The organism is Salinispora sp. CH2A1_6, assembly GCF_056820975.1.
Genome location: NZ_JBXEDG010000016.1, coordinates 347,123 through 360,213, shown reverse-complemented (window position 1 = coordinate 360,213; position 13,091 = coordinate 347,123). Strand labels below are relative to the sequence as shown.

The following is a 13,091-nucleotide window of genomic DNA, read 5'->3' as shown; positions in this document are numbered from 1 at the left end:
CGCCGGTTCCGATCGTCACACGCCAGGTCACCACTCGACCACGGGGGCGTCCCGGAGATCCTGCCCACCGGATCTCAGGGTGAGGTCAGGGTCTCCGCCGGAGGCCGGCGAGGTGACGAGGGAGCAGGATCGAGGTCATGACCGAGGAAGCTGCCCAGCACCAGCCGACCGGGGCGACGTCACCATCTGCGGCGTCGACGGGGGAGCCGCCACCGCCCGGGGGCCCACCCCCTCCGCCGCCCGGGGGTAGCGGCTTCACCTCGCGGTACGGGCTGGTCCGACCGCACGACGGCCGCTACCTGGCCGGCGTCTGCGCGGCGATCGGCCGGGCGACGAACACCGATCCGGTGCTCTGGCGGGTGCTGCTCGCGGTGCTCGGCTTCTTCGGCGGTATCGGCATCCTGGTGTACGTCTCCGCCTGGCTGATCATCCCGGGCGAGGGGGACACCGCCTCACCGGTCGAGTCGATGCTGGGCCGGGGACGCTCCAGCATGTCCCCGGTCACCGTGATCGTGCTCGGCATCCTGGTGGCGGTCAGCTTCGCCTTCATCGTCACCGACGCGTTCCGGGCCATGCTGCTCGGCGCGGCGATCCTGATCAGCGGCGCGCTGCTACTCAACCGCGAACGTCCGGGCCGGTTCAGACCGCCCGTCGCACCACCGCAGCCCTGGCCGACCTGGGCCCCGCCGCAGGCACCGACAGCGCCCGAGGCTCCACCCGGCGGCTTCCGCCCCCCGTTCGCCCCGCATGGGCCGTACGCCCCGCATGGGCCGTACGCCTCGCCGCCCCCGCCGCCGGAGCGAAAGCGACCGCGGGAACGGTCCGCGCTCGGCGGGGTGACCTTCTCGCTGATCTTCCTCATCCTCGGGCTGCTGGCCGTACTGGACCTGACCGGCGTACCCGCCCTCGGCGCGTCCGCGTACTTCGCGGCGGTCCTGGCCACCATCGGCCTCGGCCTACTCGTCGGCGCCTGGTTCGGCCGGGCCCGCTGGCTCATCGCGCTCGGCCTGATCACCGCCGCCGCGCTGGGGGTGGCCACCGTAGCCGAGTCCGACCGGTTCCACGCAGTGAACCAAGCGGTGACCTGGGCTCCTGCCGACCACGCCGAGCTCGCGAGCCGGTACGAGAACACCGTCGGAAGCTCCCTGCTCGACCTGCGCTCGGTGGACTTCACCGGGAAGCGCAGCGAGATCACGGTGGCGGTCACCGCCGGGGAGGCCACCGTGGTACTGCCCCCGAACGTTGATACCACCGTCACCGCGACCGTCAGCGTCGGCGACGCGGTTGTCTTCGACCAACGCGTCGACAAGCGCGGCGCCTCCACCGGTGTGCTGCGCGAGAGCACCGACCTGGGGGCGGACGGCCCCGGCGGCGGGACGCTGCGTCTCTTCGTTCACGTTGATGTCGGCCAACTGGAGGTGACCCGATGAAGGCCCACCGCACCGACTTGGTGTCCCTGATCTTCGGACTGCTCTTCCTTTTCCTCGCCGCCTGGTGGCTGGTCGCCCGGTTACTCGAGTTCATGCTCCCCCCGGTGGGCTGGTTCCTGGCCGGAGCGCTGCTACTGATCGGCGTGTTGGGCTTGGTCGGGGCGCTTCGCGCAGCCCGTTCCGGCAGCCCGGCCGCTCCAGCGACGACGGCTCCGCCAACCGGTGCGATGCCGGAACCTGGTCCGCCGGAGGGGGACCGGCGCTGAGCGCGACGCCGGGTCGGCACGACTCGGGGCATATGCTGGCCGGTGGCGCCCGCCCCCACCGCGCACTCGCCGGCTCGGTCCCGGCAGCCCACCCGCGGGGCAACGCCGACCCGAGCCGACCCGACGCCGATCGCGCCGATTTCACCAACCCGTCGTCCCGACCCCGTCAGGAGCCTGTCCGACATGACCCAGTCCCCCGCTGCGCTTCCCACCGGTCGCTCCGGTCCGGTCCGCATCGGCGAACGCGCCGCCCGTGTCCTCGTCTCGGAACTCGCCCGGATCAACGAGCCGAAGGCTGCCCTGCTGGTTGACGCCAGCCCGGAGTCCCCGGTGCTCGCCGCGACCATCGCGGCGTTGTTGCCCGGTGACACGCTCACCGTCGTGCCGGCCGGGTCGTCGGACGCCGGGATACTGCGCGAGCACCTAGCCGCGCACGGGCCCTGGGTAGCCGACCGGGTCCGGGTCGTTGACACGCTGGCCGACGCCGAAGCCGAGGCCGCGGCAGTGGCGATCATCGGCGAACCGCTCACCGGGACGGTGGAGGAGGCTCGCGCCGCCCTCGACGGGCTTGGCAAGTACCTCGGCACCGGAGCCACACTGAGCGTCGCCACACCCGCCATCACCAGGCGCACCGGCGACGCGGGCGATGAGTTGTCGCGCCAGGCGGCGCTACACGGCGTCGGTAGCGACCTGCTGCTGCGCAACAACCCGCCGCTGCGGGTCTACCGACTCCGCTTCAGCCCGGCCGACGCGGCGGCGGCGGTGGGGATGGCCCCGGCGTACCGGCCCTCCAGCGTGCCGCTGACCCGCACGATGCACATCGACAGCAACGGGGTGGCTGCCGCCGGAATCGCCCTCGGGCTGGCGGCGGTGGCCCGCGCCGCCCGGCCAGCCTCGAAGCTGTGGCTACTGCCGGCCCTCGCCGCCGCACCAGTCGCCGCCTTCTTCCGGGACCCGGAGCGGGAGGTGTCAGCGGATCCGTCCGCGGTGGTCACCTCGGCCGACGGCAGGGTGCTCTCGGTACAACGGCTCTCCGACGAGCGGTTCGGCGACGGCGAGTGGCTGCGGATCGCCGTGTTCCTGTCGGTGCTCGACGTCCACGTCAACCGCTCCCCGGTGGCGGGCAAGGTGGTCGACTACTTCGTGACCGACGGTGGCTTCGCCAACGCGATGAAGCCCGATGCGGAACACAACGTCGCCGCGTACACGGTGTTGGACACCACCAACGGAACGGTGGTCGTGGCGCAGCGTACTGGTTTGATCGCCCGGCGGATCGTGCAGCGGGCACCCGTCGGGTCGCTGCTCGCCAAAGGCGAGCGGTTCGGGTTGATCAGGTTCGGCTCACGCACCGACGTCTACCTGCCGGCCGATGGGGCGCAGCCGCTGGTCGGGCCCGGCGACCGGGTCGTGGGTGGGTCGTCGGTGATCGCCCGCTGGCACTGACCGCGACGGGGCGACGGAAGAGGCTGCCCGGGACGCCGTGACACCACGGCGTCCCGTCGCGTAACCGGATCAGATGGTGTGGCGCTGCCGCAGCCAGAGCACCGGACCGCTGAGCAGGTAGCCCGCCACGACCAGGGCGAAGGTCAGCCGGATGTCGACCAGCGCACCGACCACCGGAACCAGCCACACCCAAGGCGGGAGCTTCACCAGGCGAGCGAGCTTCGCATACGGAAAGCTGGAGACCATCGCGAAGGCGAGCAGCGCCACCCCGCCGAGTAGGACCAGCCCGGACACCGGCAGCCCGATGGCAACGGTCAGGGCCAGCATCGCGGCGGCCATGGTGGTGGGCACACCACGGAAGAAGCGGCCGTCCTTCGGCGAGACATTGAACCGGGCGAGGCGGATCGCGGCGCAGGACGCGACGAGCGCGCAGGCCACCGCCGCGGCGGCCGGCGGCACCGAGCCGGCCAGTGAGGCGTAGACCACGACCGGGGCGGCGAGGCCGAAGGAGCACATGTCGGCCAACGAGTCCATCTGGGCGCCGAACGGACTGGCTACGCCGAGTCGGCGGGCGAGGGCGCCGTCGAGACCGTCGAAGGCAACACAGGCGATCAGGCAGAGGGCTGCTGGCCGCACCTCACCCTGCATGGCCAGGAAGATCGCCAGCATGCCGAGGGTGAGACTGGCGAGGGTGCAGCCGTTGACCAGCACGAATTTCATCCGCCGGGCCGCCGTCCGCGCGCCGGGAAGAAGCGGGATCGCGATCGCCACCGCCTCGTCCACCGGCGGGGCCGAGACGACAACAGGGCTGACCGGGGCGATCGCCGCCACTTCGTCCACCGGCGGGGCGGGGACGACAGCGGGGCTGGCCGGGACGATCGCCTCCACCTCGGCGTCGTACCGCGGATAGCGGCGCTTGGGGAACCGGCGCTCGAGCAACGGCCGGTCAACAGCGGAACGGAGGCCGCCATCATGGCGACCTGCCCGGACCCACAGCACCTGACGGGCGATCGTGCCGCTGCGCCGCAACGGCCCTGCCCATCGACGCCCTGCGGGACGTGGACTGTCTGTCGTACGACGCCGGCGCCAGGGGGCTCTCGGCACGTTCCCTCCATCACCGGATCGGCACACCGCCGTAACGGCGGGGCGTCCGGCTGTCTCGTGCCGGACCTTCGTGGCCCAGCAGCCGTTTTGCGGGGTACACCATCGCACAGGCAAACGGGGCTTGGCGATAGCTGCCGGTGGTACTTAAAACTCCCTTAAACCGCGCGAACCGCCCTCTTACTCTCAACCCGGATCGCATCGCCCGTTACACCGTTAACTCCCGCACCCAAATGTACCGGAGCCCAGCGGCACCACCATGACGAGCACTCTTCGGCACCCGCAGTGCCCCAATCTCGGAGAACCGGGGGCCGCGATCCACCTGATCGTCCACCCAGGCCGCTGCCGCACCAGGATGCTCAGCGGAGCTCGGCCACCATCCGGGCAGCGATATCGCTGAGCCGCAGCCCCGCGAGCTCGGCGACGGTGAACCAGCTCGCTCGTGCGGTCGACCCGCCGGCCAGCTCCAGCACCCGCGCCTCGGTCGGCTCGTCCACCACCGCCGTGTAGATGGCCCGAACGGTGTGCCAGTCCACCGGGTGGCCCTCCGGTCCGACCGCCCCCGGGTGATGGAGGCTATCCACCCCGACCAACTGGACCACCCGGCCGACCTGACCGGACTCCTCCGCCAGTTCGCGGAGCAGCCCGGTCTCCGGCGCCTCACCGTAGTCGGTGCCCCCGCCGGGAAGGTGCCAGCTGCCAGCGCCCGGGTAGCCCTCCGCGATCAACGTCAGTAGCACCCGACCAGCCGGGTCGGTGACCAGCCCGTACGCGCCGAACCGGCGCCGCCGGGGGATCGACGCCGCAGCGGTCGACGGCGGACCCTCCGATGCCGCAGCGGCTGACGCGGGATTGATCGACGCCGCAGCGACTGACGGCGGCGGCAGCACGTGGGACAAGCCCGGCGGCAGAGGTGTGCCCGGCAGGGCGAGTAGCTCCGCCGTGAACGGCATCACGGGCACCGCCGCCGCGTCGGGCGTGAACCACCCCAGCCCGGCGCCGCCCTGCTCTGGCAGGACCGCTTCCCCCGTCGTCACGGTCACGTCGAACACCAACCGGTCCGTGTGCAGTCCGGCTCCGGCGGCGGAGGTGGCCACATCGGCTACCGCCGCCCGGACCCCGGTCACCAGCACGGCCAACCCGGTCTCCTCGCCGAATCCGCGGACAACCGCGGCGGCGGGATGTTCAGCGTGCCGAAGCCCCCCGCCCGGCAGCCGCCAGGCATCCCGGCCCGGGTGCCCGTCCGAGCTCCGTACGAGTAGCACCTGCCCGCCGTCATCCCGCAGCACCCCATATGCCGCTATTTGCCGCTGCTGCACCCTGCCCCCGCTCTGCACCGCGCCCATGAGACGTTGTCGCCGCGATCCGACGATAGCTCCGAGAACGCCCGGCGGGGGCGGTCAGGTCAGCCGGGCGGCCTGGACCGCCTCGGCCGTAACCTCGGTCAGCCGCTCTGCCGGGAGGGCACCCAGCTCCTCCTTCGCGAACCAGCGAGCCTCACAGGTTGATCCACCAACATCGATCACCGTGGGCGGGGCGGGGCGGTCAACCACAACCCGGTAGAAGGCACGGACCCCGTGCCAGTCGATCGGGTATCCCTCCGGACCGAGCGAGGCGGCGTCCCGGTGACTCGCCGCGCCAAGTAGCTCGACCAACCGCCCGGTCTGCCCGGTCTCCTCGACCAACTCACGGATGAGGGCCGCGCCCGGCTGCTCACCGTAGTCCGTTCCGCCGCCCGGCAGGTGCCAACAACCGGCACCCGGGTATCCGTCCGAGACGCGGGTGAGCAGGACCCGCTCGTCTGGGTCGGTGACGACCGCGTACGCGGCGAAGCGCTGCGCCCGGTGGAGGCCGTCCGGCCCCTCGACCGCGTAGAAGGAGGGAAACTCGGGCGGCTCGTCCGGAACGATGTCCGCCGACGAGGCGGGCAGGCCGAGAGCCCGCGCCGTGAACGAGCGCAGGGGCAACGCGCGGGCCTGCTCCGGGGTGAACCAGCGGGCCAGGTCGGTCGGCTGGTCAGCGCGGTCGGCGAGCGTCCCGCCCCGCACCGACACCTGGTAGAGCAGGCGGTCGGTGTGGATCGTGATGCCCCGCTCAGGTAACGCACGCATGTCGGCGAGCACGTCGGTGAGGGTGGCGACGCTGACCGACAGCCCGGTCTCGGCGGCGGTTTCCCGCACGACCGTGTCGCAGGGGTCCTCGCCGTGGTCCACCGCGCCCCCGGGCAGCGACCAGGTACCGGGTGTGCCGGAACGCTGCGAGGCACGGACCAGCAGCACCTGACCGACCGAGTTAGTACAAACCGCGTACGCCGCGATCCTACGAAGCGGCTCCAGCATGAGGGTCACAGAGCCAAATTCTCCCCGCTCCCCGCCACCGACGCCGAAAAGGGTCGGATTCATGACTCATGGCTCGCGAGTGAGGGGCAGATCAGGGTAAGGCCCCGGGAAGTCACCGAGGTCGCCCGGAGTGGGGCGAGCCACCATGAGGAGATGACCGAGACCGGAACCCCCAGCCCCCGTACAAACAGCTCCGTCGCCCTACCACCGACCGGATAGTCGCCGGGGTGGCCAGCGGTGTCGGCCGCTACCTCAACGTCGACCCCACGCTGGTTCGGGTCATCTTCGCGGTGACCGGCCTGTTCACCGGCGGGATCGCGGTGCTCGCGTACCCGATCATGTGGTTCCTGATTCCGGCGGAGCCGGCGAGCGCGCCGGCCTGGCCGCACCCGGCTACCCCCGGGGCGACGACCACCGCCACCCCCACCTGGTCGGGGCCGGGGCCGCAGCCGCCGGCTCCCCCCGTCAGATGAACGCGACTCACTCCCACTCGATGGTGCCCGGCGGCTTGCTGGTGACGTCCAGAGCCACCCGGTTCACCTCGGCGACCTCGTTGGTGATCCGGGTGGAGATCCGGGCAATCAGGTCGTACGGCAGCCGCGACCAGTCGGCCGTCATCGCGTCCTCGCTGGAGACCGGGCGCAGCACCACGGGGTGCCCGTAGCTACGTCCGTCTCCCTGCACACCCACACTGCGTACGTCGGCCAGAAGAACCACCGGGAACTGCCACACGCCCCGATCCAGGCCCGCAGCGCTGAGCTCCTGCCGGGCGATGAAGTCGGCCCGGCGGAGCACGTCGAGCCGCTCGCGGTCCACCGCACCGATGATCCGAATGGCGAGCCCCGGCCCGGGGAACGGGTGCCGCCAGACCATCGCCTCCGGCAGGCCCAACTGGAGGCCAAGTGTGCGAACCTCGTCCTTGAAGAGCGTACGCAGCGGCTCGACCAGGGAGAATCCGAGATCCTCCGGAAGCCCGCCGACGTTGTGGTGGCTCTTGATGCTGGCCGTGCCCGTGCCGCCACCGGACTCCACCACGTCCGGATAGAGGGTGCCCTGCACCAGGAACTCCACGTCGCCGTGGGCGGCGATGTCCCGGGCAGCGGCCTCGAAGGTCCGGATGAACTCCCGGCCAATGATCTTGCGCTTCCGCTCCGGATCGGTCACCCCGGCCAACGCGGTCAGGAACTGGTCTGCCGCGTCAACCACCCGCAGCTTGATTCCGGTGGCGGCGACGTAGTCCTTCTCCACCTGCTCGGCCTCACCCGCCCGAAGCAGACCATGGTCAACGAAGACGCAGGTCAACTGGTCGCCGATGGCCCGGTGCACCAGCGCCGCGGCGACCGCGGAGTCCACGCCGCCGCTGAGGCCGCAGATGACCTCCTTGGCACCGACCTGCTCCCGGATCCGGGCCACCTGCTCGTCGATGATGTTCTCCGGCGTCCAGGTGGGCTCGATGCCGGCGATGTCGTAGAGGAAACGGGTCAGCATCTCCTGGCCGTGCGCCGTGTGCCCGACCTCCGGGTGGAACTGCACCCCGGCCCGGCGCCCGGCCCGATCCTCGAAGGCCGCCACCGGGGCGCCCGCCGACTCGGCGGTCACCGCGAAGCCAGCCGGCGCCTCCGTCACACAGTCGCCGTGGCTCATCCAGACCGAAAGATCACCAGGGAGATCGCGCAGCAATGCCCCGGCTTCCGGCCGCGGGCGCAGCACCGTGCCGCCGAACTCCCGATTGCCGGTCCGCGCGACCGTGCCCCCGAGTGCCTGCGCCATCGCCTGGAAGCCGTAACAGATGCCGAAGACCGGCACCCCGGCCTCGAACACGCCGGCGTCGATACCGGGCGCGTCGGGCGCGTAGACGCTGGACGGGCCGCCCGAGAGAATGATCGCTGCCGGGTCCTTCGCCAGCATCTCGGCCACCGGCATCGTGTGCGGGACGATCTCCGAGTAGACCCGGGCCTCCCGTACCCGCCGTGCGATGAGCTGGGCGTACTGGGCTCCGAAGTCCACCACCAGGACAGGGCGCGGGGTGCTCATGTGCAGAAAGCCTACCCACCGACACGCCCGACGCCGACCCGGGACCCGAGTCGGCGCAGCGGCCCCGCCTACCGCGCCACGCCGCGGTCTCCCCGGTGCTACCGCAGCGCACCGGGAGCATCCGCCGGCACCGCCGGATGGCGCGGTGCCACCGGGGCCAGTCGAACGTACGGGGAGCCGAGCGGAGGGCGCGGATCCGGGTCCCCCTGGTTCGGCCAGAACGACATGGCCCGCTCGGCCTGGGCGGTGATGGTCAGGCTCGGGTTCACCCCGAGATTGGCCGAGACCGCCGCGCCGTCAACGACGTGCAGCCCGGGGTGCCCGTACACCCGCTGCCACGGGTCCACCACGCCGTCCTCCTCGGTGGCGCCGATCACCGCGCCGCCCAGAATGTGTGCGGTCACCGGCACATTGAACGGTTCGGTGAGCGCACCACCCGGCACCCCGTTGATCTCCTCTGCCAAGAGCCGAACCGCCCGGTTACCGGCCGGTATCCAGGTCGGGCTCGGCGCTCCGTGACCCGGTTCGCAGACGAGTCGTCGGCGACCGCCGAGCCCACGGCGCAGCCGCGTGGTCAACGAATTGTCCGCCGACTGCATGACCAGGGCGATCACCGTCCGCGCGGACCAGTTGCGGACCGACATCATCTGCGCCGCCGCACGCGGCCGCCGCACGAGGGTGCCCAGCCAGCGGCGCACCCGGCGTGGGCCGCCGTCCACCAACAGGGTCTGGAGCAGCCCCATCGCGTTCGAGCCCCGGCCGTAGCGGACCGGCTCGATGTGGGTCTGCGAATCGGGGTGGAACGAGCTGGTGATCGCCACCCCTTCGGTGAAGTCGACCCCCGCCGCCCGCGCCGCCCGCCGGGGCACCGACGCGCCGAGAACCGCCTCCGAATTGGTGCGGGTCAACGCGCCGAGGCGGGACGAGAGCCGCGGCAGCGCCCCCGCCACCTGCATCCCGTGCAGCAGACGCTGGGTACCCAACGCACCGGCGGCGAAGACCACCTGGTCGGCGTGGATCACCTGTGAGCGCCCCCGCAGCCAGGAGCCGGTACGCCGGGTGTGCACCGCGTACCCGCCCCCCTCGACCGGCGCGACGGCGGTCACGGTCGTCAACGGATGCACCTGTGCACCGAGCCGCTCGGCCAGCCACAGATAGTTCTTGGCCACCGTGTTCTTCGCGCCGAACCGGCAACCCGTCATGCAGGCACCGCAGTGCGTGCAGCCGGTTCGCTCCGGCCCCGCCCCGCCGAAGTAGGGATCGGGCACCCGCTGTCCCGGCCGGCCGAGGTGCACGCCGACCGGGGTGGCCCGGAAGGTGTGCCCGACCCCCATCCGCTCCGCCACCGCCCGCATCGCCCGGTCCGCGTCGGTGGTTTCCGGGTACGTGGTGACGCCGAGCATTCGCTTCGCCTGATCGAAGTGGCGGGTCAACTCCTCCCGCCAGTCGGTGATGTCCCGCCACTGCGGATCCTGAAAGAAGGCGTCCAGCGGCTCGTACAGCGTGTTCGCGTAGACCAGGGAACCGCCGCCCACCCCGGCGCCGGAGAGCACCAGCACGCCACCGGCCCGGCGTCGGCCCGCCCGCAGCAGGGTGATCCGCTGCAGGCCGTAGCAGCCCAGTCGTGGTGCCCAGACAAAGCGACGCAGTTGCCAGGACGTCTGTGGGAAGTCGCCGTCGGCGAAGCGGCGGCCCGCCTCCAGGACCCCGACCCGGTAGCCCTTCTCGGCCAGCCGCAGCGCGGCGACGCCACCACCGAAGCCCGACCCGATGACGACCACGTCGTACCGCATTGACCCATCATTACCGACCGGTAGCAATCGCGCCAGAGGCAGCTCAGGCCGGTTCGGGAAGAGCGGGCCGGGTGGTGCCGGAGAGCCAGGCGTCGAAGAGGGCGTCGAGCTGCTCGCCAGCGACCCGCTCGGCCAGTGCGACGAAGTCGTCGGTGGTGCCGTTACCGTCGCGCCGCTCGGCGGTCCAGGCCCGCAGGATGGCGAAGAAGGCGTCGTCGCCGACCGTCCGCCGCAGGGCGTGCACGGTCAGCGCCCCACGCTGGTAGACCGCGGTGCCGAACATCTGCCCCGGCCCCGGGTCCAGGGCCGGCAGCGACCAGTCTGTCCCCGCGTACCGGTCCTCGAAGGTATCCTGCACCGACCGACCCCCCTGGTGCTCCGCCCAGAGCCACTCGGCGTAGGTGGCGAAGCCCTCGTTCAGCCAGATGTCCCGCCACCGGGTCACCGCCACACTGTCGCCGAACCACTGGTGCGCCAGTTCGTGGACGACCACATCGAAGTTGGGCCGCCCGCTGCGGAAGAAGGCGGGGCCGTACACGGGACGGGACTGGGTCTCCAACGCGTACCCCACCCGCGGGTCGGCGACCGCCACCCCGCCGTAGGAGTCGAACGGGTACGGCCCGAAGCGGTCGGCCAGGAAGTCGGCGATCTCGCCGGTACGGGCCAGTGAGACGGCCTCCGGGCTGGTCTCCGAGAGCTGCTCCGGCACGGCGGTGACGATCGGCTTCCCGGCGTGGGTGCCGGTCTCCACCCGGTAGGCGCCGATCACCAGGGTAGTCAGATAGCTCGCCATCGGGGCCCGCTGCGCCCAGCGCCAGGTGGTTCGGCCGTCGGCGCTGCTCTGCTCCCCGGGCACCCCGTTGCTGAGCGCGGCGAGCCCGTCCGGGACGGTGACCTCGATGTCGTACGTCGCCTTGTCACTCGGGTGGTCGTTCACCGGGAACCAGGCGGCGGCCGAGTAGGGCTGGCCGAGCGCGATCGCACCGTCCTCGGTGTGCAGGAAACCGCCGCCGCCCAGCGGACCGTTCGGCCGGGTGCCGGGGCGGCCGGCGTACTCGACCGCGACGGTGAAGCGGCTGCCCTGGGCCAGCCCCCGCGCTGGCGTCACCACCAGCTCGTCGCCGTCGCGGCGGTGGCGGGCCCGGTCCCCATCCACCTCGACCGCCGTGACCTCCAGACCCTGCAGGTCCAGGTTGAACCGGGACAGCGGTTGGGTGGCGACGGCGGTGACCGCCGCCTGCCCCCGGAGCCGATCGCTGGCCGGATCGTAGTCGACGACGAGCCGGTAGTGCTCCACGTCATATCCGCCGTTGCCCGCACCCGGCACGTACGGGTCGCCCAGGTCAACAGCGCCCGGACGGAAGTCGCCGCCCGGATTTGCCGACGAGCAGCCGGTGAGCAGGGTCGCCGCCACGACGACGACGGCGGCGAGGCCGGGTCGAACCCGGGCGGAGGTGGACCGCACCGGTCGAGCCTAACCACCCGACCGGCGCGATGACGCACCTCCGCACCGGTTAACGATCCAGGACCAGGCCGACCTTCTGGAACTCCTTGAGGTCGCGGTAGCCGCACTTGGCCATCGCCCGGCGCAGCCCACCGAAGAGGTTGAGCTGGCCATCCGGCTCGTCGGCCGGGCCGTACAGCAACCGTTCCATCGAGCCGACCGGCTCGCCGGCGGCCTCGAAGGCGCCCCGGGGCAGTGACGGGTGGCTGGCGGCCGAGTGCCACCAGGCGCCGCCGGCCGGCGCCTCCGGGCAGAGCGAGAGCGGCTCACCCAGCATCACCGCGTCGGCGCCACAGCCAAGTGCCTTGGCGATGTCGCCGGATGTCCGGATGTCACCGTCGGCGATCAGGTGGACATAGCGGCCGCCGGTCTCGTCCAGGTAGTCCCGGCGGGCCGCGGCGGCGTCGGCGATCGCGGTGGCCATCGGCACCCGGATGCCCAGCACCGACTCGGTGGTTGACCAGTCGTCACCGCCGATCCCCACGATCACCCCGGCGGCACCGGTGCGCATCAGGTGCAGGGCGGTCTTGTAGTCGGTGCAGCCGCCGACGACCACCGGCAGGTCCAGGTCGGCGATGAACTCCTTGAGGTTCAGCGGCTCGTCGGTGGTGGAGACGTGCTCGGCGGAGACGATGGTGCCCTGGATCACCAGGATGTCCACCCCGGCGTCGAGGATCACCGGGGCGAGCGCCAGGGTGTGCTGCGGCGAGACGCGTACCGCCACCGTCTGGCCGCCGGCCCGCAGCTCACGAACCCGCTCGGCGATCAGGTCCGCGCGAATCGGCTCGGCGTACACCTCCTGAAGCCGTCGGGTGTGGTGCGGCCCGGTCGCGCCGGTGCGGGTGGGGCGGGGCGACGGGTTCGTGGCGTCCTCGCCCAGGCCGGCCAACTCCGCCAGTACCTTCGCCGGGTTCTCGTATCGGGTCCAGAGACCCTCCACGTTGAGCACACCGAGGCCACCGAGCTGGCCGAGCCGCACCGCCGAGGCCGGGCTCATCGTCGCGTCGGAGGGGTGACCGACGCAGGGGATGCCGAACGGGTACGCATCGAGCTGCCAGGCCGTCGACACATCGTCGACGTCGCGGGTACGGCGGCTCGGCACGATCGCGATGTCGTCCAGGTGGTAGCCGCGCTGCGCGGTCTTGCCCAGCCCGATCTCGACCACGTCACGCATGGGGACT

At 71.9% G+C, this 13,091-nt stretch carries 11 protein-coding genes; 4 read left to right on the top strand and 7 right to left on the bottom strand.

Translation table 11 applies throughout. The annotated features are described in order from the left end of the window. Nucleotides 1–137 precede the first annotated feature (137 nt). The 3 genes from AC1UKG_RS22725 to AC1UKG_RS22715 all read left to right on the top strand — a co-directional run bounded on the left by AC1UKG_RS22725 (nt 138) and on the right by AC1UKG_RS22715 (nt 3,139). Nucleotides 138–1,430 (top strand): PspC domain-containing protein, encoded by a 1,293-nt coding sequence (locus AC1UKG_RS22725; RefSeq protein WP_482643045.1) that lies wholly within the window; start codon nt 138–140, stop codon nt 1,428–1,430. Beyond that, nucleotides 1,427–1,696 carry a hypothetical protein gene (locus AC1UKG_RS22720; protein WP_018744219.1) on the top strand — a complete coding sequence of 90 codons (270 nt, stop codon included), beginning with the start codon at nt 1,427–1,429 and terminating at the stop codon, nt 1,694–1,696. The genes AC1UKG_RS22725 and AC1UKG_RS22720 overlap by 4 nt, the downstream gene beginning before the upstream one ends. 183 nt (nt 1,697–1,879) lie before the next feature. Beyond that, complete coding sequence (locus AC1UKG_RS22715; protein ID WP_482643046.1) at nt 1,880–3,139, top strand: phosphatidylserine decarboxylase; 1,260 nt, start codon at nt 1,880–1,882, stop codon at nt 3,137–3,139. Nucleotides 3,140–3,208: 69 nt separating this feature from the next. Here the strand turns inward: AC1UKG_RS22715 and AC1UKG_RS22710 are convergent, their stop codons facing one another. The 3 genes from AC1UKG_RS22710 to AC1UKG_RS22700 form a co-directional block, all read right to left on the bottom strand. Continuing rightward, nucleotides 3,209–4,168 (bottom strand): CDP-alcohol phosphatidyltransferase family protein, encoded by a 960-nt coding sequence (locus tag AC1UKG_RS22710; protein WP_018744221.1) that lies wholly within the window; start codon nt 4,166–4,168, stop codon nt 3,209–3,211. Nucleotides 4,169–4,599: 431 nt separating this feature from the next. Continuing rightward, on the bottom strand, nt 4,600–5,586 hold the full coding sequence (locus tag AC1UKG_RS22705; RefSeq protein WP_196230278.1) for an NUDIX domain-containing protein: 987 nt from the start codon (nt 5,584–5,586) through the stop codon (nt 4,600–4,602). Between the two features lie 54 nt (nt 5,587–5,640). Beyond that, on the bottom strand, nt 5,641–6,588 hold the full coding sequence (locus AC1UKG_RS22700; RefSeq protein ID WP_482643160.1) for an NUDIX domain-containing protein: 948 nt from the start codon (nt 6,586–6,588) through the stop codon (nt 5,641–5,643). A gap of 206 nt (nt 6,589–6,794) precedes the next feature. Between AC1UKG_RS22700 and AC1UKG_RS22695 the strand changes: the two genes are divergently transcribed. Then, nucleotides 6,795–7,052, top strand: a complete 258-nt coding sequence (locus AC1UKG_RS22695; RefSeq protein ID WP_026271341.1) for a PspC domain-containing protein — start codon at nt 6,795–6,797, stop codon at nt 7,050–7,052. A 7-nt stretch (nt 7,053–7,059) separates the two neighbouring features. Here AC1UKG_RS22695 and guaA read toward each other — a convergent pair whose 3' ends face one another. The 4 genes from guaA to AC1UKG_RS22675 all read right to left on the bottom strand — a co-directional run bounded on the left by guaA (nt 7,060) and on the right by AC1UKG_RS22675 (nt 13,084). After that, complete coding sequence (gene guaA, locus AC1UKG_RS22690) at nt 7,060–8,613, bottom strand: glutamine-hydrolyzing GMP synthase (RefSeq protein WP_018744225.1); 1,554 nt, start codon at nt 8,611–8,613, stop codon at nt 7,060–7,062. A gap of 98 nt (nt 8,614–8,711) precedes the next feature. Next, nucleotides 8,712–10,406, bottom strand: a complete 1,695-nt coding sequence (locus AC1UKG_RS22685) for a GMC family oxidoreductase (RefSeq protein ID WP_018744226.1) — start codon at nt 10,404–10,406, stop codon at nt 8,712–8,714. 43 nt (nt 10,407–10,449) lie between these two features. Next, nucleotides 10,450–11,871: a M1 family metallopeptidase gene (locus AC1UKG_RS22680; protein WP_018814019.1), complete on the bottom strand. Its 1,422-nt coding sequence runs from the start codon at nt 11,869–11,871 to the stop codon at nt 10,450–10,452. A gap of 49 nt (nt 11,872–11,920) precedes the next feature. After that, nucleotides 11,921–13,084: a GuaB3 family IMP dehydrogenase-related protein gene (locus AC1UKG_RS22675; protein ID WP_018744228.1), complete on the bottom strand. Its 1,164-nt coding sequence runs from the start codon at nt 13,082–13,084 to the stop codon at nt 11,921–11,923. Nucleotides 13,085–13,091: the final 7 nt, after the last annotated feature.

What these genes read in the sequence shown, in the direction of transcription:
- AC1UKG_RS22725 (WP_482643045.1), top strand. Translation starts at nt 138, where the DNA reads ATGACCGAGGAAGCTGCCCAGCACCAGCCGACCGGGGCGACGTCACCA.
- AC1UKG_RS22720 (WP_018744219.1), top strand. Translation starts at nt 1,427, where the DNA reads ATGAAGGCCCACCGCACCGACTTGGTGTCCCTGATCTTCGGACTGCTC.
- AC1UKG_RS22715 (WP_482643046.1), top strand. Translation starts at nt 1,880, where the DNA reads ATGACCCAGTCCCCCGCTGCGCTTCCCACCGGTCGCTCCGGTCCGGTC.
- AC1UKG_RS22705 (WP_196230278.1), bottom strand. Translation starts at nt 5,586, where the DNA reads ATGGGCGCGGTGCAGAGCGGGGGCAGGGTGCAGCAGCGGCAAATAGCG.
- guaA (WP_018744225.1), bottom strand. Translation starts at nt 8,613, where the DNA reads ATGAGCACCCCGCGCCCTGTCCTGGTGGTGGACTTCGGAGCCCAGTAC.
- AC1UKG_RS22685 (WP_018744226.1), bottom strand. Translation starts at nt 10,406, where the DNA reads ATGCGGTACGACGTGGTCGTCATCGGGTCGGGCTTCGGTGGTGGCGTC.
- AC1UKG_RS22675 (WP_018744228.1), bottom strand. Translation starts at nt 13,084, where the DNA reads ATGCGTGACGTGGTCGAGATCGGGCTGGGCAAGACCGCGCAGCGCGGC.